This window comes from Paraglaciecola mesophila KMM 241, from assembly GCF_000315015.1.
Lineage (GTDB): Bacteria > Pseudomonadota > Gammaproteobacteria > Enterobacterales > Alteromonadaceae > Paraglaciecola > Paraglaciecola mesophila.
Window position 1 is genome coordinate 71,320 of sequence record NZ_BAEP01000062.1, and the last position, 24,158, is coordinate 95,477.

General features: G+C 42.8%; 21 protein-coding genes and 1 other RNA gene. 10 read left to right on the forward strand and 12 right to left on the reverse strand.

Translation table 11 applies throughout. The features are described from left to right. Positions 1-266: 266 nt before the first annotated feature. Both GMES_RS15405 and GMES_RS15410 read left to right on the forward strand, forming a co-directional pair. Complete coding sequence (locus GMES_RS15405) at positions 267-578, forward strand: hypothetical protein (protein WP_006993664.1); 312 nt, start codon at positions 267-269, stop codon at positions 576-578. Then, positions 578-1,576: a class I SAM-dependent methyltransferase gene (locus GMES_RS15410; protein ID WP_006993665.1), complete on the forward strand. Its 999-nt coding sequence runs from the start codon at positions 578-580 to the stop codon at positions 1,574-1,576. Before GMES_RS15405 ends, GMES_RS15410 begins: the two co-directional genes overlap by 1 nt. An 8-nt stretch (positions 1,577-1,584) precedes the next feature. Here the strand turns inward: GMES_RS15410 and GMES_RS15415 are convergent, their stop codons facing one another. Continuing rightward, complete coding sequence (locus tag GMES_RS15415; RefSeq protein WP_006993666.1) at positions 1,585-3,273, reverse strand: tetratricopeptide repeat-containing sulfotransferase family protein; 1,689 nt, start codon at positions 3,271-3,273, stop codon at positions 1,585-1,587. 54 nt (positions 3,274-3,327) lie between these two features. Beyond that, the gene (locus tag GMES_RS15420) at positions 3,328-6,297 is read right to left on the reverse strand and encodes a TonB-dependent receptor domain-containing protein (protein WP_006993667.1); all 2,970 of its coding nucleotides are present in this window, start codon (positions 6,295-6,297) and stop codon (positions 3,328-3,330) included. 392 nt (positions 6,298-6,689) lie between these two features. Between GMES_RS15420 and GMES_RS15425 the strand changes: the two genes are divergently transcribed. Further along, on the forward strand, positions 6,690-6,956 hold the full coding sequence (locus tag GMES_RS15425; RefSeq protein WP_006993668.1) for a late competence development ComFB family protein: 267 nt from the start codon (positions 6,690-6,692) through the stop codon (positions 6,954-6,956). Positions 6,957-6,980: 24 nt separating this feature from the next. Here GMES_RS15425 and ffs read toward each other — a convergent pair. Beyond that, an RNA gene (ffs, locus tag GMES_RS22300) (signal recognition particle sRNA small type) lies at positions 6,981-7,077 on the reverse strand. A gap of 119 nt (positions 7,078-7,196) precedes the next feature. After that, positions 7,197-8,246, reverse strand: coding sequence for a Glu/Leu/Phe/Val dehydrogenase dimerization domain-containing protein (locus tag GMES_RS15430; RefSeq protein ID WP_006993669.1), 1,050 nt, complete (start codon positions 8,244-8,246; stop codon positions 7,197-7,199). Between the two features lie 225 nt (positions 8,247-8,471). Here GMES_RS15430 and GMES_RS15435 point away from each other — a divergent pair, with 225 nt between their 5' ends. Next, positions 8,472-8,939, forward strand: a complete 468-nt coding sequence (locus GMES_RS15435; RefSeq protein WP_033186191.1) for an Lrp/AsnC family transcriptional regulator — start codon at positions 8,472-8,474, stop codon at positions 8,937-8,939. Positions 8,940-9,070: 131 nt separating this feature from the next. Here the strand turns inward: GMES_RS15435 and hppD are convergent, their stop codons facing one another. The 8 genes from hppD to pspA all read right to left on the reverse strand — a co-directional run bounded on the left by hppD (position 9,071) and on the right by pspA (position 17,326). Continuing rightward, a complete protein-coding gene (gene hppD / locus GMES_RS15440; protein ID WP_006993671.1) occupies positions 9,071-10,153 on the reverse strand; it encodes a 4-hydroxyphenylpyruvate dioxygenase in 1,083 nt (360 codons plus the stop codon). 202 nt (positions 10,154-10,355) lie between these two features. Further along, positions 10,356-11,912 (reverse strand): transcriptional regulator TyrR, encoded by a 1,557-nt coding sequence (gene tyrR, locus GMES_RS15445; protein WP_006993672.1) that lies wholly within the window; start codon positions 11,910-11,912, stop codon positions 10,356-10,358. A gap of 132 nt (positions 11,913-12,044) precedes the next feature. After that, on the reverse strand, positions 12,045-12,845 hold the full coding sequence (gene phhA, locus GMES_RS15450; protein ID WP_006993673.1) for a phenylalanine 4-monooxygenase: 801 nt from the start codon (positions 12,843-12,845) through the stop codon (positions 12,045-12,047). A 420-nt stretch (positions 12,846-13,265) separates the two neighbouring features. Continuing rightward, on the reverse strand, positions 13,266-14,342 hold the full coding sequence (locus GMES_RS15455; protein WP_006993674.1) for a YcjF family protein: 1,077 nt from the start codon (positions 14,340-14,342) through the stop codon (positions 13,266-13,268). Next, positions 14,339-15,763, reverse strand: coding sequence for a YcjX family GTP-binding protein (locus tag GMES_RS15460; protein ID WP_006993675.1), 1,425 nt, complete (start codon positions 15,761-15,763; stop codon positions 14,339-14,341). The genes GMES_RS15455 and GMES_RS15460 overlap by 4 nt, the downstream gene beginning before the upstream one ends. 162 nt (positions 15,764-15,925) lie before the next feature. Next, positions 15,926-16,387, reverse strand: coding sequence for an envelope stress response membrane protein PspC (pspC, locus tag GMES_RS15465; RefSeq protein WP_006993676.1), 462 nt, complete (start codon positions 16,385-16,387; stop codon positions 15,926-15,928). Then, positions 16,384-16,620 (reverse strand): envelope stress response membrane protein PspB, encoded by a 237-nt coding sequence (pspB, locus tag GMES_RS15470; protein WP_006993677.1) that lies wholly within the window; start codon positions 16,618-16,620, stop codon positions 16,384-16,386. Before pspB ends, pspC begins: the two co-directional genes overlap by 4 nt. A gap of 22 nt (positions 16,621-16,642) precedes the next feature. After that, entirely contained in the window at positions 16,643-17,326 is a 684-nt protein-coding gene (gene pspA, locus GMES_RS15475; RefSeq protein WP_006993678.1) for a phage shock protein PspA, read from the reverse strand. A gap of 216 nt (positions 17,327-17,542) precedes the next feature. Here pspA and pspF point away from each other — a divergent pair, with 216 nt between their 5' ends. The 6 genes from pspF to GMES_RS15505 are packed head-to-tail and all read left to right on the forward strand — an operon-like array spanning position 17,543 to position 23,983. Continuing rightward, positions 17,543-18,655 carry a phage shock protein operon transcriptional activator gene (gene pspF, locus GMES_RS15480; protein ID WP_006993679.1) on the forward strand — a complete coding sequence of 371 codons (1,113 nt, stop codon included), beginning with the start codon at positions 17,543-17,545 and terminating at the stop codon, positions 18,653-18,655. A gap of 5 nt (positions 18,656-18,660) precedes the next feature. Continuing rightward, a complete protein-coding gene (locus GMES_RS15485; RefSeq protein ID WP_006993680.1) occupies positions 18,661-20,295 on the forward strand; it encodes an ABC transporter substrate-binding protein in 1,635 nt (544 codons plus the stop codon). Continuing rightward, positions 20,295-21,326: an ABC transporter permease gene (locus tag GMES_RS15490; protein WP_006993681.1), complete on the forward strand. Its 1,032-nt coding sequence runs from the start codon at positions 20,295-20,297 to the stop codon at positions 21,324-21,326. The genes GMES_RS15485 and GMES_RS15490 overlap by 1 nt, the downstream gene beginning before the upstream one ends. After that, entirely contained in the window at positions 21,313-22,206 is an 894-nt protein-coding gene (locus GMES_RS15495) for an ABC transporter permease subunit (protein WP_006993682.1), read from the forward strand. The genes GMES_RS15490 and GMES_RS15495 overlap by 14 nt, the downstream gene beginning before the upstream one ends. Beyond that, positions 22,206-23,201 carry a peptide ABC transporter ATP-binding protein gene (locus GMES_RS15500; protein ID WP_006993683.1) on the forward strand — a complete coding sequence of 332 codons (996 nt, stop codon included), beginning with the start codon at positions 22,206-22,208 and terminating at the stop codon, positions 23,199-23,201. Before GMES_RS15495 ends, GMES_RS15500 begins: the two co-directional genes overlap by 1 nt. Then, positions 23,198-23,983, forward strand: a complete 786-nt coding sequence (locus GMES_RS15505) for a peptide ABC transporter ATP-binding protein (RefSeq protein ID WP_006993684.1) — start codon at positions 23,198-23,200, stop codon at positions 23,981-23,983. The genes GMES_RS15500 and GMES_RS15505 overlap by 4 nt, the downstream gene beginning before the upstream one ends. Positions 23,984-24,158: the final 175 nt, after the last annotated feature.

Here is a 24,158-nt window from a genome sequence, read left to right on the forward strand (position 1 = left end):
TTCATATCAATTTATAGGTGAGTAAAATTCTTTTAGGAATTAACATTAATAAAATTGATCTCAATTTTACGTCCATCCGGTCAATCACCGCCTAATTTGGGTATAGGTCAACCTCTTCTGATAGTAAATATGATGTCAGTTTATCGTTACATGGCATAACCCTAAACAGCAGACGAAGGCAATTGTTTGAGTTTGTTATCTCAACCAAACTTCGATATTGTATATCTCAAAAAAACAATAACGTTTACATATAAGGGAATTACAAGATGAATAACACACTTCTAGCAGGACTAGTTTTAAGTACTTTGTCGTTAGCTGCATGTTCAAGCAATGAAGTTGCACAGAAAAAGTCAGCCTTTAGCCAATGCGTAAAAGAAAATAAAGGTGATGAGGAGCTATGCGCATCTAAAGAGTCCGTTGATCGAACAGGGTTGTTATGCAAAAACGTCACCGTAACTGGTTCAAGACTTCCTGAAAGAATCTGTACAACTAAAGCACAAAGGGAACAGCAATCTCGCGACTCTAAAATGATGGTTGAGGGAATGCAGCGTAGAGGTCAGGCATCTAGTCAGCAGTAATGAATGAAGTGGGAACTACTGTAAATGATACTGACGGCTCTAAATTAACGGCTTGGGATAGCCATTGGGGAAAAACAACCAATACCGCTGCGTTTGAAGAAAACACCCCCCTTCAAGATTACTTGCAAGCACATTGGTCTGACTTTTTAAGTCGGGCCATAACTCCTCATTGCACCACAAAATTAATCGACCTGGCTTGTGGAAAGGGAATTCTCAGTGAACTTGCCCTAACACAGGGCAAAGTTGCCAGTGCCCGCAGTTTTGATATTCATTGTGTTGATACGTCATTCAATGCTGTTAGAGATGTAGCAGAACGTTTAGGCATCACCACTGCGTTTCAAGCGGATTGCGCTAGTTTACCTTATCAGCCTAATAGCTTTGATATAGCTGTAAGCCAGTTCGGCATTGAATATGCGCCAATACATGCTGCTAAAGAATTTGCTAGAGTTTTAAAGTGTTCAGGGACGTTTGCCGCTGTTATCCACTATAAAAATGGTGCTATTTATGAAGATTGTTATGAAAAACAGCAACTATTTGAAAATGTCTTATCTCTTAATCTTTTTGAAAAAGCGCTAGACGCTTTTACTGCCGGTTATGCTGTAATCGACGGTAGGATTCCTATCGTAGCATTCCATAAAGCTGATGCCGACTTTGCCCCTGTTATTGAACAATACAAGCAATTAATCGTCTCAACGAATAGCCCCTCGAAGAGCTTACTCGTCCAGATATTAAATGACATGGGTTTCATGTATGAGAACATTGAATCTCATAGTGAAGATGAAGTTAAGGCTTGGCTTACTTCTACCGAACTAGAGTTTAATAACTTTAAAAATAGAATGTCCTCTATGGTGAATGCCGCGATGGATGAAGAGCAGGTAGGTCAACTACTGGCCCCCTTTCTAGCGAAAGGCTTTTCAAAGATCATATGCGAGCGACTATCAGTTAAAGATGACCCACCCTTTTCATGGTTTGTACAAATTTCTAACGTGGGCGCTTAATATCCCCGTTAATCATCTAAATCTTTTAGATACGGCTTGTAGTTCTGCCACCGCAAAATAGAGTTTGTATTCATTGGTTGTCTGACTTGCCAAATACTCGCGGTTTTGATTCGCTTCTTCTGTCCGTAAAACGTTAAACATGAATCACTCCATTGCAAACCTAAAAATTTTAATAATTTCATTAGCTCAGTATCAAAATTAGTCACAAGCGATTCATAGTTCAGTATCAAATAATCATCATTGCTCAAAACACTTTGCCAGTGATTCAACAACTTCATTTGCTCATCATAATAATGCTTAGTGTCGATTAAGCTTGAAGCATAGTTAAGTGTGTTATCTAGTTGTTGAAAATAAACAGACAAACAATTGTCTAGTCGCTCTCGCTGCGTAAATATAAATTTGGCTTGCGGAAACAAGCGCTTAATTAAAGCAACTAAAGTGAAATTAACTGGATTTTTATCTGTGAAAAACAGAGGGTTAGATAGATAGCTTTTCACATTTTTTTTATATTCTTGTGAAATGCTAATGAGGCTTTCCTCATTGAGGTTTATAGCCTCTTGAAAATTGGGGCAAAACTTTTCTACTGCCTTTTTAAGAAAGTCTATTTCACCTGCTGATTCAACCTTCGGATGCGCAGATAAAATTTGCTCTACGAGTGTCGAACCAGAACGGAACATGCCACAGATAAAAATGGGTGAAAACGCATCCTCAGAGTCCATATCTTTTGATCTAACTAACAGAGAATCGAAAGCGCTACAGATGTCTTGGGTCAATTTCTCCTGTTCCAATGGGTTATAGGGTAATGATTTTTCGATTTGTAACTCATTACCCAACACGTAATACTGCGCAGCTTGCTCATACCTTTTGCAGTCATCATTTAACTTGCCCAAAGCAAAATACAAAGACTCTAGTTCCTCTGGGGTGTACTCGTTTGCAGAAAGCGCTGATTTAATTTTCAAAATTAGCCTCTCACTTTCAATTGCATTGCCGCTCATAGTTGCTAACCGTGACATGGCCAAAGCGTGGTCAGGTTGAATAGCTAAGATCTTTTGGTACAGTTCATTTGCACGCTCCTTGTCCGCTGACTCATCATAAAGACTCGCTAAGTTGAATAATGCAGGCAAGTACGTTGGCTCTCGGTCCAATATCTCTGTCAATATAATGATGGCTTCACTTTCTCTATTAATCTGTTGTTGTATATCCGCCATATTGAGCTTGACGAGTGATGTATCAGAAAAACCGCATTCAATCGCCAGACTATAGTGTTGAAGCGCTTCATCGAAAAGCCGCTCGCGCCTGCAACCGTCCGCCAGGTTATATAACCCCTCGGGATCTGTTGGTTTATCGGATACATATCTACGCAAATAATTTATAGCTCGGGCGTTCTGACCATTTGAGTAACAAAGTGAATATAGATTTCTGATATATACAGTTGGTGAAGAGGCAATTAAAGCCAATTGCTCTAAGCCAGTAATCGCTGTCTCAATATTTTTGGACTCTATACATAGCTGGACTAGCGCTCTAAGCACAGGCTCCTTAATTGAGGTTGTCGCTAAGGTGTTATTCAATAAATCCAAAGCTTCAGCATGCCGTCCGAGCGCATGTAATTGGTATGCCTTATTAATTTTTTCGATTATAAAATCTGGAATACTCGCCATATCAGTTGAAACTTCCAAGAGGTGACTGAATTTACTCATAAAAAAAGGCACCTAGGTGCCTTTTTATACTACATCTATTTAGTCTCTAAAGCATTAGTAGCTAACTGAAACACCCATAAACACATAACGTCCTAAAACATCGTATGGCCCAGGGAATACGTTACCATTAGCAGATCCAGCTGGAGCATTACCGATGACCTGAGGTTCAACATCAAACAAGTTGTTTACACCTAAGCGGAATGACGCATTTTCGAATGCATTCCAGTTACCTGTAAGATCGAAGTAAGTCTTAGACTTCAATGAAACGGCATTATCGCCACCATTTAATTCATCAGTACCATCAACATAGCGCATAGTGCCGGTTACAGTAACATCCCAAGGAGAAATCCAAGTAGTACGTAAGTTATAGCGCATTTCAGGTGTAGGGCCTGCAGTGTCAACACCACAGATTGAACGATCCCACTTACCTAAACAATCTACAACATCTGAACTAGGTGTATTTTTCTGATCCCATTTCGTGAGGAAAGTACCTACTAGGTTTAACTTGATATCACCCATATCACCGATACCAAATTCATATGCGGCATCAAAATCAACACCTGCAGTGGCGAAGAAACCTAAGTTAATGTCTGTTGATGTAACGCTATCCTGGCCCAACCACAAGCTACCCGATCCACCACGATTGATTAAACTACAAAATTCTTCATTACCAGTCGTACCACATTCCCGAATGATAAATTCAGATGAAACACCACCAATTGCGCCCGTAACGTCAATATCGAAATAATCAAGAGCTAAACTAAATCCAGGCATGTCGCTCGGAGCGTAAACAATGCCGTAAGAAACAGTATCAGATTCTTCTGGCTCAAGATCTGGGTTACCACCTGTAATTTGGTTATATTGACCAGCAGGGTTACTTGGTGCACCACCAGCATCATATGCAGCGCCACTTAGGCCAGTATTAATACACTGCTCACGTGTGAACTCAATGTTTCCATCGTCATCTGCAGCACATGGGTCATTGTTCATATTGAACAAGCCTAAGCTTTGTGCTCTAAATAGTTCTCGAACGTTACCTGCTCTAACCGCTCGTTGGAAGCTAGCACGAACACGAACATCATCATTCACTTTCCAATCAGCAGCATACTTATACGTATTCGTTGATTTGTCAGTTGAGTAATCAGAGTAACGGTACGCTAGCTCTAAATTAAGCTCTTGCATAAAATCAACATCTTGAACTAACGGGATGCTTGCTTCTGCGAAAAGTTCTTCCACAGTGAAACCGCCACTGACGCCTAATGTTGGACCACCTTGCCCTGCACCATCGCCACTTTCAAAACCTTGATCCGGTTCGAAATCTAGCGTTTCTTCTCTTCGCTCAAAACCAACGACTACGTTAACGCCGGTCGATGTGCCAGGTACAACAAAGCCAAGGTCTGTTAAGTCACCTGCAACATAACCACTCACTTGAGTAGTTTCAACGTCACCGCGAGCAAATAAAGGTAGCGTTACGTAACCTAGTGCTTCTTGGGTTACTGAGTCACTTGAAAATACATTCCAAGGTACACAAGCTGAATCAACTACAACACCATTGGCGTCAGGAATAGCGGAGCGACAAACCGCCTCTCCACTATCAGGGTCTGTAACAGCGTCAAACGCCCTACCTATGCGAGTGATTGATAACTCGTTACGATAAGTTTGAATGAATGACGTAGTGCCATAATTAGCAAAAATGTCATATGACCAGTTGTCATTAATAAAGCCACGAGCACCAACTACGCCACGGAAAGAAGTATGACGGAGATCATCCTGTCTGGGGTTACCTTCAACATTTCGGCGGCCAATATAAGCGTTACCTAAAACGTCGTCAGTAGTTAATCCGTTTGCACCACAAGTCACATCAAATTGTTGTTGTGATAGTAATGGGTTTGCGCAATCTAAAGTGGTGGTTACAAAGAAAGCACCAGAAGGAGCGATCTGTGCCACACTGCGGTTATCCATGAAGTTAGCTTCAGCGTAAACTGTGTGATTATCATTGATATCATAGTGACCTAGAGCACCGAATGTTTTACGTACATCAGGACGTTGGAAATAGTTAAGCGGGCCATAGTTATAAGTCGTGCCATCACGAGGAACGAACTCGTCACCTTGAACTTTAAAATCGAATGACGTTGTATTACCTAGGTTTACAAGAGGATCAGCTACACCGTTCAATCCAAAATCGGTAATACGGCCTTCAGCAATTGTGCCTGAACCAACGCAACCAAGTGGAGAACCGGATACCGCACAGGCACTGTAATCACGGCTGCTCTGGCTTACGGCTTGAATATTACGATAGCTAGCATACATGGTAACGTTACCGCGGCCATCAGCTGTGTTCGCTCCTAATAGAACTGAGAAATCATTAGCGTGTCCGTCTTTCACACTACCGTTGGCAAAATCAAAACCTGAATCTGCTGCCAGACCTTGCATAAATGCGTTGTCATTATCATGCTGATAAAAGCTGTGCTGATAATCAAACTGAACACCTTCGAAGTCATCCTTCATGATGAAGTTAACAACCCCAGCTACAGCGTCAGAACCATACGTGGCAGATGCACCGCCCGTTAGCACTTCGATACGTTCGACCAACCCTGCAGGGATCTGGTTAACATCTCCACCTATACCACCAGCAACTGGTGAACCTGCGGGCATACGACGCCCATTAACGAGTGTCAAAGTTCTATTTGAACCCAAATTGCGTAAGTCAACTGTCGCGGTGCCGGTTGCGCCATTGGCAGTACCAGAGTTTTGACCACCGAAAATCTGCGGCATGTCATTTAGTAAATCTTCAATTCGAGTTACACCACTTACCGCGATATCCTCAGCACTGATTTCAACAACAGGGCTTGCGCTAACAAGATTGGCTTTTTGAATACGAGAACCAGTAACTGATATTTTTTCTACCGATTCGACAGAGGCTTCTGTCTCTTGGGCGTAGACGTTGCTAGATGAAATAGCTGCAACTGTACCAACAGCCATAGCTAAACGAATCGACTTCGTCAACTTTGAGTTTGTAAACATGTATGTCTCCCTGGACCACTATTATGTGTTTAGTGTTTATTCGTTAATACGATTTTTATTAAGTAAAGGTAGTGAACCTCATTTGAATAGTATCCAAACAAACTTGCTTAGGTCAATGCTTTAGAACATCTAATAATTAAAAGTTATTAGTGAAATGCTAATATAGGGCTTAAAAAGTAAATTAATATTTACAATTTCAACAATTAAAGTTGCGAATTCGACTCGCAAGCGCACCACTTGCTGATTATTGTTCTTCTTGAAAATAGAACGTATACGACTGAAACAAACTCTTTCATAAATATTAACTTGGCTTATGCTGATGACATTAAAAAGATGCAGTGCAAATTACCCCCCTCGCACGAGGTTCACGTAAAACAGATAAGGTTAAACCAATGAAACTTGATGATGATATACATAACTATTATGAACACTTGGTACTTGCGCATATTGCTGAGCTGAAGCTGCCACTTGCAAATGACGAAGATTACATTGCCGACCTATGCTGTTTAGCATTGAACCAGCTGCCACCTAGGTATATACGTTACGAAGTAGACATGTCTTTTTATTTGGCGCAGAGCGAGCGTCAGCAAATGGAGATGAATACACAGGACGCAGTGAATAAAGCCATTCAATTTTTAGCTAAAAAAGATAATAAATAAGCTGGTACGGGGAATTGGGTGGCGGTTCTCCAGCCACATTCCGGCACATGAGTCGTCTGCTGCGGCTGCTCCCTTCCAGGCCTGACCGAGTTCACAGAGTATCATTGCGGAGGGACCAAAGAACCACCATAGAAACTTGCCTAAATGATATAAAGTTGCTCTACATCAGTTAGGCGGCGCATTATGACAAAACTAAATTTAGATGCAAGCCACATCCTTAATATAAGGACTTTTTTGCCACTATTTTTTGAATTTTTCTTCAGCAATAGTGTTAGCGACCCTATTAGTGGCTAAGTTTTGTTCATCGGCACGTGTATATACTTCCATTAGTGTTGCGCCAATTTTCTCCAAGTGCGTTTTTAATGCTTCGTTAGAACTCAACATCTTTTGATGGTAAATATCGATAATCCCTCCAGCATTAATAACGTAGTCAGGGGCATACAAGATCCCTTTATCTTTAAGCAATTCACCTAAATCTTCCGACGCCAATTGATTATTTGCCGCTCCTGCAATGACCTTTGCTTTTAGCGTACTTATCGACTGACGATTAACAGTAGCGCCCATTGCACAAGGGGCGATCACATCCACGTCTAACGTAAGAATTTCATCGGGTGATACGATCGTTGCATTTAGTTTTTCTTTCGCTCGATTTACCCCTTCAGGGTATATATCAGCAACAAATAGCTCAGCCCCTTCACGATGCAAGTGCTCAGCGAGCCTGTAACCAACATGACCTAGTCCTTGAATAGCGACTTTCTTACCCTGTAAATCAGAGCCAAAGTGATATTTGACAGACGCTTTAACGCCTGTAAATACGCCATAAGCTGTTGAGGGTGCGGGGTTTCCATCTGCTTCCTCTCCTGCAAAATGGTAGGATGCTCTGGTTCCTGAAATATGTGTCGTTTCCTCAGCCATGATTTGTAGATCAGCTACTGACATGCCCGAATCTTCTGCACTGATGTATTGACCACTTAGACTTTCCACAAAGCGGCCCATTGCACGCATCATATCAGCAGTTTTATGCACGCGAGGGTCCCCAAGGATAACGGCTTTACCGCCCCCCTGATTTAGATTCGCCATTGCCGCTTTATAGGTCATGCCTTTTGACAATCTAAGCACGTCGTTCAGAGCCTCATCCGAATTAGCATATGGCCACATCCTACAGCCACCAAGAGCGGGACCTAGATAGCTATTGTGCACAGCAATAATGGCTTTTAATCCGGTCTTTTTATCGTGGCAAAAAGCGACGTGTTCATGTTCATCAAATTCGATATGGTCAAAAACAGACATTCTAGTAGTACTCTGAGTAAGGTTAGCGAAACTTGTCGCTATACTAGCGCAGATCAAAGAGGACATGCCTTGCGATGTTAATGTGACAGAATTACTACCTTGCAACAGTGGTCATTATCCAATACTTAATATAGGATATATATCCTAATATTTGTGCTTGAAAATGATAGAAATATTCAGCATGCTAGCCGCGAATTTTACTTCGCTAAAAATTGAAAATTAATGATGAAATTGGACAAGTTCGACCGCGAAATTTTAAGAGTGATGCAAAAAGATGCCACCGTGTCGATGGCTGAGTTAAGTCAAAAAGTTGGGCTATCTCATACTCCATGTTGGCGCCGAGTTAAAAGAATGGAAGCTGACGGCATTATTTTGCAAAAAGTGACCCTTCTTAACAGTAAAAAGCTTAACTTGGGTGTATCAGTATTTATATACGTGACGCTGAAAAATCACGACGGGGAATCATTGAATGATTTCGAAAAAGCGGTGCAAAATATAGATGAAATAGTTGAGTGTCACACCACCAGTGGTGACAAAGATTATTTGTTAAAAGTCATTGTCGAGAGCATCGAAGAATACGAACATTTACTCAAGTCTAAATTGACTCATCTACCTTTAGTGGATCACCTCAGTTCAACCTTTGCTTTAAAACAAGTGAAGAACACCACAGAGTTACCTATCAAACAGCAGTAATATGCTATATAATGAAGCAGGTTAAGTCTGCTTCATTATTAGTTTAAACATTAGCTAGCGCAGCCATATCAACTTAAAATTAAACCGAAACCTTGCGCACTGCGACGCCAATTACTATTAGCTTCATTAGGTTAACTTTCTTGATCAATAACACCGCGACGTATCTGATCTTGCTCAATCGATTCAAACAGCGCTTTGAAGTTTCCTTCCCCGAACCCCTCATTCCCTTTCCTCTGGATTATCTCGAAAAACACAGGTCCGATAACCGTATCAGTGAAAATCTGCAGCAAAATTCCGTCTTTCATTGGCGCACCATCAATTAAGATTTTTAAGCTTTGTAAGTCAGCCAAATTTTCACCGTGTCCAGCAACGCGAGTGTCAACACCTTCATAATAGGTGTCAGGGGTATCCATGAAGTTAACTCCTACATTGCGTAAGGTTTTAACAGTCTGATAAATATCATCAGTAGAGAGCGCGATATGCTGAATACCCTCTCCATTATATTCACGAATAAACTCTTCAATTTGGGATTTATCGTCAGAAGATTCATTGATTGGAATACGAATTTTTCCGCATGGTGATGTCATAGCCTTGCTCACCAGACCCGTTAATTTCCCTTCGATATCAAAATAGCGAATTTCTCTAAAATTACCCAATCGCTCATAGAAGTTTGCCCACACTGCCATGTTGCCGCGCTTCACATTGTGCGTTAGGTGATCCAGAGTCAAGAGACCAGCGTCGCACACTTTCATTTTCTCACGCCAGTCAGGGTAAAAGCGAAAATCCACCTCATAAATAGAATCATCACCATAGCGATCGACAAAGTAAAGTGTGCTCTCCCCTATCCCATATACCGCAGGAATATTCAGCTCCATAGCCCCTAAGTTCCCTACAAATGCTTTTGCGCCATTCTCAAGTGCGTGATCGAACGCAATCTTAGCGTCTTTTACTCTAAACGCCATGCCGCAAACACTAGGGCCGCGCAGCCTAGCGAACTCCTCTGCTTGCGAAGCAGGTTCAGCATTTATTATGAAGTTAATGTCGCCCTGCTTGTACAACCAAACACGCTTTGATCTGTGTTTTGCTACCTCAGCAAATCCTAAAGAGGTAAACAAATCAGCTAAATCCTTAATTCCTTTTTCATCGGCTGCGGTATATTCGACGAATTCGAAACCGTCGGTATTTAATGGATTGTAGTGCGTATCTGAACACATAATATTCTCGTTATTGTTTTTAGGTAGGGCACTAATAGAGCGTAAAAACGATGTGGTGAATAGAGGGTAAAGATGATTCGTTAAAACAAACGAAGTGAACAAAAAGTAACATAAACTTTACATTACATTTTTGCTCGTTTTAAGCGGCCAGAATAGCCAACATTGAGTGTCAGGTTGTCAGCTTTACGCTACAAAGCTGTAGCTATATCTTTACGGACTTTTTATTGATGCCATAATCACGAAGCTTGTTCGCGATAGCGGTATGACTAAGCCCCAGTTTTTTTGCTAAAAGCCTGGAGCTGGGGTAACTCGGGTAAAGCCGCTGCAAAATACTTTTTTCAAAGCGTTTTACTTCTTCGTCTAAACTACCATCGAAGTCTTCGGTCACAAAACTCATGGCATTGGCACTTGAAGGGATTTGAATATGCTCTTTTCCCAGATCATTGCCTTCCAGCAAAGAGACCGCCCGATAAAGCACATTCTCTAACTGACGCACATTGCCAAACCAAGGGTAAGCTTGAATATAATCGACACAGGATTTGGTCAACTTAGGGACTTTACGACCCAGCGTCAGGCTATGCTGCTTCAAAAAGGTCTCCGCTAAAGGAATGATGTCCATTTTTCGCTCACGCAATGGCGGAATTCCCAAACTAAGTACATTTAAGCGGTAATACAGGTCTTCCCGGAAACGTCCCTCCTGGACCAACTGAGCAAGATCTTTTTGCGTTGTGCAAATAAACCTGACATCCACTTTCACTTCTTTAGTATCACCAACGCGTCTAAACTTTCCATCTTGAAGCACACGTAGTAATTTCGCTTGAAGTTGAGGCGACATATCCCCGACTTCATCAAGGAATAAACTTCCGCCCTGTGCAAGTTCAAGTAATCCCTCCTTACCTGTACTTTGCCCAAATGCGCCAGCGGCATACCCAAACAGCTCAGTTTCCGCCACGTTATCAGGCAGTGAAGCACAATTTAGCACTAAGAAACTGGCATCTTTTCTTCGACTTGCTTCGTGACAGGCTTGGGCGATTAACTCTTTGCCTGTGCCTGTTTCACCGTACAATATAATTGGGCCGTCAAGCTCAGCCATCCGCTTAGCCTCACGAACCACTTTTTTCATCACCTTGCTCGACGCTTGAATAGACATAAAACTGTCAAGTGATGCCTCGTGAAATACGGTTAATTGCTGCCCAAGGCGCTGTTCTGACTTCAGTATAAATACTGCACCAGCTAAAATAGGGTCGCCTCCAGAATCAGGTACCATGACGGGTAAGATATCGGCTAAGTAATTTTGCTCAATGAAACGTACTTTCTGCGTAAGGCTGGTAATTTTCTTACTTTCTAACCAGCGCAGTGTATTAAACCCTTTCACTAACTCATCGATGTCAACACCGATCAATGCTTCACGCTCGGTTTCTAAACTAGCTGTAACCGCATCATTAATAAGCAAAATCCGCCCTTTAGTATCAACAGAAAACACAGGGTCTGGTAAGGTTTGTAGAAGTGCGCGCAACTGATTTTGCTCCCGTTCAAGGGGCATAAAAGGAATAGTTTTCACATCATCGATACCAGCTATTTTTCTAATTTTTGGCATCAGATGTTGAAAATGCTCGAAATCCATATTCGGGAAGCTTAGGTAAATCTTGCCCATTTCATTGATTTCAATACCGCGTAAGTCGACCTCGTGACTGACCAAAATATCTAGGACATCTTGCGTGATCCCCAAACGGTCCTGACAGCTTATTTCCAGACGCATAGCAATTCTTAATTCTAATTGATGTAAAGATATTATTACACAAAGTTACACGGCAGCACACCTCATAAAACTATTCAGATGTGCCTTTAGGTGGTTAGATTCTCTGCAGTTTGTTACGAAATGTAAGTGCTGCTAGCTAGCTACGCTGTTCTTTTGCTCAAACATAGCCGGATATAGACCTAATTCCCGTCCCTGCTCCACTAACGCCATAATATCTGAGTTAGCTAAGTCAAACAGCGACGAAAGCGAGTCAATGACAAAATAAATAGGTTGAATAATATCGATTCGATAAGGCGTACGCATCATCACGAGTGGGTTCATTGCTCGACGGTCAGCGCTGGCATTTTCCAGCGCGAAGCGAGTCTCTTTAGGAGAGGATAAAATCCCACCACCATAGATACGCAATCCTTTATCAGTATTCACTAACCCAAATTCAACGGTAAACCAATAAAGGCGCGCTAAATACTGACGTTCTTTTGGCGAGGCGGCATATCCGAGTTTGCCATAGGTATGGGTAAAATGAGCAAAATCAGGGTTGGTAAGTAATGGACAGTGGCCAAATATTTCATGGAATACATCTGGCTCTTGTAAGTAATCAAACTCCTCTTCATTGCGAATAAATGTCGCGACGGGGAACTGCTTGTTAGCCAGTAATTTGAAAAACGAATCGAAGTTAATTAAGGCGGAAACTTGAACGACCTGCCACCCCGTAGTCTCTGCCAGTACGGCATTAACCTCTGCCAGTTGCGGCACACGATCCTCTGGTAAATTAAGTAACGCTAAACCTTGCAAGTATTCGTCACACGCACGTCCATTTAATAGACCTTTTTGCTGATGAAACAGGCGCTGCCACCTTTTATTTTCAGAGTCACTCCAATGAACAACACCATTTGCATCAGGATCATGAGAGATATATTGAGATTGCTTAGTCATAATAACAAAACTGCCATATTTGAGTCATTCTTCGCACGAAGTCTACCCAAAACTGGCTAAATCAGAAGACACAAGACAGCAACAATAAAATTACAAAACGTAAACATTAAACTACGGGACAGTATTCACCGTGATTTAAAAAACATAGGGACTGTTTAACTTCTCTCGACGAATTTCGGCTTGTTTGGAGGCTAGGTTAATCAAAAGATAAACCTGCAAATCTTGTGGTTGAGTTAGGGGTATAACAATGAGTAAAGCGCACCAATATCCCTCCCCATATAACACCTATGCGCAACTCATACTGCGCTAGATGCTTTTAATGCAAAGCCACTAACTCTGTACAGATTCACGTCCCGTAAATGGCTTACGGGCTGCAGAAGTGCATCACTATAAAGGTCCACAAGCCCTAGATAAAAGCGATTATTTCAACTGGTTATGCAAATCTGTCAATATTTTCTTACTTAATTGATTTAAACCGGGTCGTTTCACTGACAGCCAAGGTAAGGGCCTACAACTATGGATCGCGTTTAAACCAATTCTAGCAGTAAGTACCCCCGCCCCCATTCCTTGAGCGATACGAGTGGACAGCTTGCCAGTAATACTTGCCCCAAGGGCATAATTGCCTGCGTCAGAGATTATTTCAGCAGCACCTGCATAAAGCATATTCTTAAACACTTGCCGTATTAAAGCTATGCGCCCCCAATACCCTAAGTGTACACCGTACACTTCACTCACCTGTTGCATCATGCGAATATTTCGCCACAGCACAATTGCCATATCCACCAACGCAAACGGACTCACTGCGATCATCACGCTTGACGCACCTGCATTGCGCATCACCTTAGCCAGTGCAGCTTGATCCACCTTGGTGATGACTTGTTGTTCGAACAAACTCAATACTTCAGTGTCGGTATGGTGCTCATCAATACTTTTTTGCCACAACGCTACCTCGTTTTCGTAGCCTACTGGCAGCGTATTAGCAATGTCTAAACAATGTTGTTTAGCCAGCCCTATTGCCGGTGTCGCGTAAAGCTCCAAAGAGGTTTGGCGGGAAGCGCTTTGTCTTTTAAGGCGCTTTAATCCGCGCCACTCACTGTACAAAGCACCAAATACTAACACTAATATGGACACACCAACGGCCAACCAAATACCACTAAGCCAATCTTCGCTTAGATACATATCACGTATAAAAAGGCCTATCTCTATAAAGCTTGCAAGCAGCACAACAACGCTCAGCATAGTGAAAAACTTTACCAACCATCGTTTACGTTTGGGAATATTTTTATCAACATCGTTCTCATGCGTATTTTCAAATTCATACTCATCTTGTGCCAACGCCTGCCAATTTGCAGCAGGATCGATAGTGGCGGCGCGTCGAATAGGTTCAAGTGGAACATCTTCAGATTGGGAGGGTAAAAGTACCTTGGACTTGATATTCGCTGGGCCTTCCTTACCTTCAACCTCTGGTATGTCAATATTGTTGTCAAGCGTACTCATCGTATTTTATCTCCAAGAATAAACTCTAAGACTCTGTCCATTCTGATATGCGGCAATGCATGACTCTCCTCTCTGACTGGCGGTGCGAAACGTGGAAAATCAAAACCCTGCTGACGCCAAAATTGACTGTCCGGGCATTTCGCTGGTACATCACCTGGAAATAAACGAATGGGTTTTCCGTCAGCATCTGTGCCTTGCAAAATCTGCATATCTTGCCCCGCATGTTCAGCTCTACCAGCACGAGACGCCCGAATGGCAGCTATTGCTGTAGATTCTGTGGATACTCCTTCAAATTGCATTTGTTTTCTTGCATTGTGTAGCATGGAGTCCAACAACTTCACTAAGTTGCTTTGCTGATCAGGAGTGACATGATCGGCTTTGCTTGCAGCAAAAATGAGTTTATCAATTTTAGGCGTGAACAAACGTGATAATAAATTCGACTTTCCGTAGGCGAAACTGGTTAGCAGCCAATTCAATGCGCGCTGCAAATCGTCAAAATGGGCTTTGCCATAATTTAACGCAGATAAACAATCCACCAATACAACCTGGCGATCAAAACGTTTAAAATGCTCCACATAAAACGGTTTAACGACTTGTTCTTGATAGTGTTCATAGCGTCTGAAAAGCAAATCTTGATTGCTGCCCTTTCGCTTGCGATTTTGTGCTAGTCCTTCAATCTGTGGTGCTGATAATGGGAAAAAGTCCAACACCGGCGCACCGGCCAACTCACCTGGCAAAATAAAGCGCCCAGGTTGCAGCAGTTGAAACCCAGCACCGCGACACTTATGCAGATAATCAGTATACAGTTTGGCAACGTGTTTTAGGCCGAGTTCATCTCCCTCCGCGTCTAAATCTAGCGCATCTCTGGCTATCAGAAAATCGCTGGCAAGTTCATGACGCTCCGGTGACTGCAGCTCGGATTCACAATGTTCTGACCAAGCTAAAAAATCCATTTCCAATAACGGTAAGTCGAGCAACCATTCGCCCGGATAATCAGTAATATCAAGTGTGAGCTTGGTATCCTCACTTATATAGCGGGATAAACCGGAGTTTTTGCGATAACGAATATGCAGCCTGACTTGACTGATGCCAGTCGTTGACTCAGGCCAAGTCGGCGGTGAAGCATTCAGCGCTTGCATCGCTTGCTCATAGGCAAATCGTCTTAAACTGAGATTGGGTTGTGCTTCACGCTTTACCCCAATCAAACGCTCTTCTCGCACCACTGAGAAAAAGGGTAATTCAGCCGTTTCATTTGCTTCTAATAGCTGATTAACAATCGAGGTAATGAAAGCTGTTTTGCCACTACCACTCAAACCGGTCACTGCAAGATTAAGATGCCTATCGGCGATACGTGCCCCAGTCACTTTGACGTTATGCTTCACTTTTTCGATTATGTGGCTGGTATTTAACAGTTTTTTCATTGCGACATCCTATTAAGCTAATGAACGGTCTCGAGCATAGAGCAATCACACAGGGTAAGTAATTCGATATGGAGGCAAGAGGTTAAATTGAAAGGGTATCGGCCTGCTCATGTTTACTAAGCGTAACCATGGCACAGGCCTAAAAATCAGGTACAGCAAGGTTTATAAATTATTAATTTCGCGATTTAATTGATATTGAGCAGACGTCACATACGTTTCAATCTGTCTTAGTCTCACTTCGTTTTTCTCAAATCGCTGCTTTATATCCGCGAAGGCTTGCTTAGGGGGCTCGCCAGATTGCCACACCTTAGATTTTACCTTTACCTTCTCTTCTTCATCGTCATTGGCGTTTTGCCACCCTTTACCACTTGAGGTCGATTGCCCTCCTTGATGACGGGCATTTTTAGCACTAGAAGCACCGTGTCGCGTTGATTTTTTTTCTAAAATAAACCAAGCTGCCACATAACTTACCACCACAAACGTGCCCGCTGTTAAGAAGAAAGCAGATACCACTAATATACGAACTAGCCATAACTCGATGCCAAAGTACTCTGCTACTCCAGCACACACCCCGGCAATTTTACCTTTGTCAGGGTCACGTGTTAACTCGCCTCTGGTATTCATACCTTGTTTCTCCACTGCGGTGCCTCAGCGTCAAGAATTGATTCTAACGTGTGGATCCTATCTGCCATTTTCTCTGCTCGGTCAGCCAGCCCTTGAAGGGTAGCGTATTCTTCATCAGACAATCCTTGGCTAATTTGTTTCTTACTGCGGTAATGCAAAATTAACCAAATCGGGGCGACAATCACCATAAATATGATGATTGGCGCAATAATTATCCCAATGATATCTTCCACAACCTTTCTCCTTTAATCGATATTAGTCTTGGTTTTTCGAGTCAGCTGATTGCTTCTTCACTTTCTTCTTCAATGCCGCTAACGCATCATCTATGTCATCATCGGCGGCTAAATCAGCAAACTCGTCTGCTAAGGTTTTTTTACCAAGATCATATGCATCCACTTGAGACTCCAAATCATCTATTTTACGCTCATATTGCTCAAAGCGTCCCATAGCAGCATCGACTTTGCCATCGTTCAAGGTACGCTTAATATCCAACCGAGAACTTACCGTTTTTTGGCGCATGATGATCGTTTTCTGACGTGCTTTAGCATCTGCCAGTTTATCTTGTAATTGTGTCACTTCACTTTGCAATTTACTAATTTGCTCATCTACCGCTGATAGCTCAGCGTCAAGCGTTACCGCATATTCATCACACTTTTTCTTTTCTTGCAGAGCAGCACGAGCAAGATCTTCTCGATCTTTATTGATCGCTAATTCAGCTTTGCTCTGCCAGTCACGCCCCTCGTTTTGCAATTTGCTAATTTGCGCTGTAATTTCCTTTTTATTAGCGATTGTTTTCGCCGAGGCTGAACGTACTTCAACCAATGTGTCTTCCATTTCTTGAATAATTAAGCGCACCATTTTTTCAGGATCTTCCGCCTTATCTAAAATGGCGTTGATATTTGAGTTCACTATGTCTGTGAAACGCGAGAATATACCCATAGTCTTTACCTCTATATAATGTCAGCTAATGGTGAACAACTAGCATATGCTGGAAGCTCGTCTTGGTTATTACTATTCAATTAGCAGGCCAACTTAGTGTAATGACTAAATATCTGATTTTAAACAAATATTAATTTACTCTCAGTTGACTGAGATCTACAATTATAATTACATACACCACAAGTTAGTCGATTAGACCACTTTTTGAGGATATTGATGAACCGCTTTCGCCAACAAGATAATTTGTTAGGACAATCCAATAGTTTCCTCGAAGTGTTAGAACAAATATCGCAAATTGCGCCGCTAAATAAACCTGTATTGATTATTGGCGAGCGAGGCACAGGTAAAGAAGGTGTAGCCGCCCGATTGCACTTTTTGTCTAAACGCTGGGACCAAACCTATTCCAAGCTCAACTGCGCTGCGCTGAGTGAAAGTTTGCTTGAGAGCGAACTCTTCGGCTACGAAGCGGGTGCATTTACCGGCGCAGCTAAAAGAAGAGAGGGTCGATTTGAGGCGGCAGATAACGGTACCCTTTTTTTAGACGAGCTGGCGAACACATCAGGGTTGATTCAAGAGAAATTATTACGGGTTATCGAATACGGTGAATTTGAACGAGTGGGTGGTTCAAAGAGTGTAAAAGTAGATATTCGCTTGATCGCAGCCACCAATGAGGACTTACCAGGGCTCGCCCAAACAGGGGAGTTCAGAGCTGACCTTCTCGACAGACTAGCGTTTGATGTTATTACCCTGCCCCCACTTCGTGAACGCAAAGATGACATCATGATGCTAGCTGAACATTTTGCGATCAATATGGCGCGAGAACTCGAAATGGAAGTATTTAGTGGTTTTACTGAAAAAGCTAAACGCACCTTGCTTGAATATCAATGGCCAGGCAACATTCGAGAACTTAAAAACGTTGTCGAGCGCGCAGTGTATCGTGCTAATAACCCTGATATTCCAGTGCATAATATTATACTCGACCCATTTGAGTCCATATATCGCCCTGCCACAAGAATGCGTACTGCCGATAGAATAAAAATCCCAGATGCATCAGTAGTAGATATTGCACCTACAACAACGGCCCCCCAAGCGAATTCAATTGATACCGAACTCAACTCTACTGGCTTGAACTCAAATAGCTTTCATTTTCCAGTTGATTTGAAAGAGCTTTCACAAGACTTTGAAATTGATTTAATCAAGCAGGCCCTTGCTGATAGCCAATACAATCAAAAGAAAACCGCGGAACGATTGTCTCTAACGTACCATCAATTACGCGGCTATCTAAAGAAATACAATTTGCTTGATACCCCACCAGAAGACAGAGAATAACGGTCATGAATTACGCTTGGCTGGCCTCTTCCTCCGTTATGTTTTTCAGCATGTTAGTAACCATATCATTGACGTTAATTGGCTGTAGTCCTGAGACCAGCGAGTACCAGCAACCCAATGGCATTATTTATTGCTCAGAGGGCAATCCAGCCAGTTTCAACCCTCAACTTGATACGTCGGGCACCACAGTTGACGTATCATCTCATCAAATTTATGACCGTCTGCTTGATTTCGACCTGGTCACCGGGGAAATCATTTCTGGCCTTGCCAGCAGCTGGATAACCAGCGTTGATGGCTTGACCTATACTTTTCAACTGCGAAAAGATATTGCTTTCCACAGTACCGGTTATTTTACCCCAACCCGTTCATTTGATGCTGATGATGTGGTGTTTAGTTTTAATCGCTGGCGCGACAAGAACCACCCTTACCATGATGTATCAGGTGGGCGTTATCCTTATATTAATAGCGTTGGCTTGGGCGACCTTATCAGCGATATTAAACGCATAAACAGGTACCGAGTCGAAATCACACTAGTACGCCCTGAAAGCTCTTTTTTAGCCAATTTGGCCACCGATTTCTCGATTATATTATCCGCTGAATATGCTGAAAAGCTTGCGGCTGCTGGCACACCCGATCTAATAGATACGCATCCTGTGGGCACGGGGCCATTCAAATTTAATAGCTTTAGACAAGACAGATATGTACGTTTTGATGCTCACCCTGAATATTGGCGCGAGCGCAGCACAACGCAACAACTTATTTTCGACATTACTCCTTCAAGCTCATTACGCTTGGCAAAGCTCATGACTGGCGAATGCGACTCAATGGCTTTTCCAACACACAGTCAACTAGATATCATCCGTAAGCGAAAGGAATTAACGCTCGATGAAAAACCTGGGTTAAATATAGGTTTTTGGGCATTTAACACCACTAAGCCACCATTTGATAAACCAGAGGTACGCCGTGCACTGGCCATGGCCATTGATAAAAACGCGCTTATGGAAGCGATTTATTTTGGGAGTGCGATCCCTGCAACATCCATTATTCCTCCTTCATCGTGGGCCTTTCAACCAGATACCAGATCATCCACTTTTAATCCTTTAGCTGCAGCTAAATTATTGCGTGAAAATGGTGTTGAGGAAGGGTTTAGTATGACTATTTGGGCAATGCCCGTTGAGCGAGCTTACAATCCTAACGCCATGAAAATGGCCGAATTAATGCAGCGCTATCTGCGAAATGTTGGTATTGATGCCAATATTGTCAGCTACGAATGGTCAACCTTTCGAGCCAGGCTAAATCAAGGATTGCATGATTCCGTGTTAATTGGCTGGTCTGCTGATAACGGCGATCCCGATAATTTTTTCAGGCCGCTACTCACATGCTCAGCTATAGCCTCAGGCACAAACCGCGCTCGTTGGTGCTCCAAGGAATACGACAAGTTAATTGACCAAGCGCTCAATTACACTGCACAGGAAGACCGAGCGTATTTTTATAGTAAAGCAATTGAACTGATTAATGAGCAAATGCCACTCATGCCTATTGCTCACGCATTTCGCTATCAAGCGTATCGGGACAATGTAACTGGCATTGAAATAAACCCATATGGCGGCATTCAGTTTAGAAACGTGGGTAAGCAATAATGCTGAAGATTATACTGCGTCACGTTAGCTTACTGATATTGACCTTATTTATTTTGAGTTTTTTCTCATTCTCTTTGGCGTATTTATTTCCAGGCGATCCCTTGGTGAATTTAACCGGTATACGCGATAGCTCTGAGCAAGGGTATGCTATTTTGGCTAAGCAATACGCTATGCAAGGCTCCTTCTTGAGCCAATATTGGGAGTACGTTAACCATCTATTTTCTGGAAACTGGGGGCTGAGTTTTAGCTCTGGCTTGCCGTTAGCAGAAGAAATCAGCCGCTCACTGGCAGCCAGCGTTGAGCTTAGCGCATATGCATTGATTGTTTCTTTTGTTGTTGGTTTACCCTTGGGCTTTCTCGCGGGCTTACGGCACCATAAATTGACCGACTTTGCTCTATTGACCACCAGCGTAATTGGATACTCTATTCCCGTATTTTGGGCAGCCTTAATCGCTATTTTAATATTCTCGATTCAACTGGGCTGGTTTCCGCTTTCAGGCAGAATTAGTTTGCTTTACGATGTCCCCTACCAAACGGGATTCATTCTGATTGATATACTGTTAAGCGACTTACCCGACAAAGAATTTGCCTTTAAAGATGCGCTTCGTCATTTAGTCTTACCAAGTGTTTCGATCGCCATTGTAACCTGTACAATCGTTATGCGTATTACACGGCGCTCAGTGGTTGAGGTGATGAGCAGTGAATACATACAAGCGGCTTATGCTCGTGGCTTGAGCCCGAGACAAGTATTTTTGCGCCACGGAGTGAAAAATGCACTTATTCCAATTTTACCCTTATTGGTTATGCAATTTACCACCTTGCTCACCAACGCTATGATTGTAGAAACCATATTCTCTTGGCCAGGCATTGGCAACGGACTCATTCAAGCTATTTACCAACGAGACTTTCCCGCTATTCGCGCTGGTATGTTAGCCGTATCTGCTTTGGTACTCACTTTTACCATTACGATAGATATGGTTATTCAAATATTTGACCCTGCGGGCAGAAGGCCAGAAAATGCCACGTCTTAATTTATATCAAGAAGAGTATTATCCTTCCCCCATACAAAATACGTGGAAAGAATTTAAAGAGAATCATGCAGCCGTATTGAGCCTGTATTGCGTTATTTTCTTTATTTTTATTATGATTTTTGGCCCGTTCTTGGCGCCGTACGATCCATTGCAACAAAATATTGATTTACTCTTAGTGCCCCCCGCTTGGGATAACAACGGTGATATCAGTTACTTATTTGGTACCGATGGTTTGGGCCGAGATATGCTATCGCGTATCATTTATGGCTGCAGAATGACATTTGGTATTAGCTTAGTGTTGGTCATCATCTCAATGCTGATAGGCGTCGCATTAGGCGCTATGGCCGGTATGAGTAAAGGGTTGCGCTCCAGCGTAGTAAACCACTTACTTGATTCGATCATGGCTATCCCTACTTTGCTTATTGCCATTATCATTATTGCCATTGTCGGTACGGGTCTTGTGAATAGCATGTGGGCTATTTCACTCGCGCTTATTCCGCAGTTTATTCATCAAACCCGAGACATAGTGCGCCAAAAAATGAAGAAAGAATATGTCCTGGCCGCTCAGCTAGATGGCGCGGGTAAAGTACATATATTTTTCAATTCGATTTTACCCAATATGGCTGAAATGTTAGTAGTGCAAGTGACCCTTTCGCTGTCAGTTGCCATATTGGATATCAGCGCATTAGGCTTTTTAAATTTAGGAGCGCAGGCCCCTTCACCCGAGCTTGGCGCGTTATTATCTGAAGGTTTAACGACAGCCTACGTTGCCCCATGGAACATCGCGATTCCAGGAGGAGCAATATTCTTCATGATGATGTCCATTAACTTAGTCGGTGACGGATTACGCTCTGCCTTACGCTATAGGTTGTTACGCTAATGAGCCTACTGGATATTAAGAATCTCACACTGGAAATTGACTCTCAAAGCGGCTGGATCAAAGCTCTCGACAAAATTAACCTTGTCATTAACGAAGGGCAGATCCACGCTTTAGTAGGTGAATCAGGGTCGGGGAAAAGTATCATTGTCAAAGCGATTGTTGGCGCCATTTCGGATCGTTGGCGTATCACTGCCGATAGGATGACGTGGCGTGGCCAAGACTTACTAAAAATGTCAGTGCGAGAGCGGCGTAAAATTATCCGCTCGGATATTTCGGTTATTTTCCAGAATCCGAAGAGCTCGCTTGATCCCATAGTGACCTTAGGGGATCAATTAAAAGAAGTCATATTAGCCACCCGTTTAGAAAAAGGCATGTTTTGGAATCGCGCAAAAGCCCGTAAGAAATATGCCTCTGAGCTACTCCACCGCGTAGGGATTAAAGATCATGAGGTATATATGCGCAGCTTACCTCACCAAATCCCTAATGACGTTTGTCAGAAATTTATGATTGCTATGGCACTTGCTTCACAACCTAAATTGGTGATTGCAGATGATCCTACCCGTGGCATGGAAATAACTGACAAAAGCCAGATTTTGAAGCTGCTCAGTCGGGTTAATAAGGTACGTAAACTAAGCATTCTTTTTGTGAGCCACGACTTACTAGCAATCTCCAGTATGGCTGACCATATGACGGTACTTTATTGTGGCCAGACGGTGGAAAGCGGACGCATGTCGCAATTACGTAAGCGTGCTTTGCATCCTTACACTAAAGCACTGTTAGAAAGCGCCCCTAGTTTTCGCACGGACTTAGCACCTAAGTCGCCGCTGAGCTCATTAGGAGGAACGATTCCCTCATTTCAACATTTACCTATTGGCTGTCGCTTAGGGCCACGCTGCCCGAGGGCTCGCAGAGAATGCGTGAAAGTGCCTGAAGTGAGGCGCATTCACGAACATACTTACAGCTGCCATTTTCCTTTGCATCGAGACCAGAAGTGAACAACTTACTTTCAGTTGAAAATCTAACCTTTGAGAATTGTCACGGCAAACGATGGCAGAAAAAGGGAACTAAGTTTACGCTAGGCCCGGTTAATTTTAGCATTCAAGCAGGAGAGACCTTGGCTATTGTGGGGGCTAATGGCTCAGGCAAGTCCCTGCTTGCTAAGTTACTAGTAGGCCTCGAGCAACCTGATAGCGGCTCAATTTATCTGAATGAGAAAAAATTAGAGCAATATGACAACAAGCATCGTGTACTGAATATTCGCATGGTGTTTCAAAACAGCAATGAATCACTTAACCCAGGTATTACCTTAGGCTCCATCTTAGAAGAGCCTTTAAAGCTAAACACTAATCTAGGTGCGCAAGCGCGAGTCGCTAAAGTCGAACAAACGTTAAGACAAGTAGGATTGCTGTCTGAACATCGTTTTTTTTACCGCCATATGCTCTCTGATGGGCAGCGCCAGCGTGTTGCGTTAGCAAGAGCGATTATTCTCAACCCTCAAGTGATAGTGGCCGACGAGCCGTTTGCGGCACTTGATCCCTCTGTGCGCTCTCAAACCGTCAATCTGTTACTGGAGCTACAACGAGAGCTTGGCCTTGGCTTTATTTTTATCTCTCATAATTTAGGAATAGTGCGTCACATAAGTGACAAAATGCTAGTGATGAAACAAGGTAAGGTCGTTGAGTCGGGTAAAACGGAAGTCATTTTCCATTGGCCGAAAGACGACTACACCAAAAAATTGGTTCACGCCCATCAGGCCTTAATTGACGGCCAAGGCTAATACCCAAACCAATAATACCAACCCGCATTAATAAGTGCGCTCTCGGAATTCGTCAACCGGATTTTGAACAAGGTGTCGATGTGTAGTAATGGTTGTTCCCTTTAAAATAGTCAGACCACAGAGCAAAAGCCGCTGGGGCATTCCCATCTGGGATGAAAAACAATACCCAATAAAA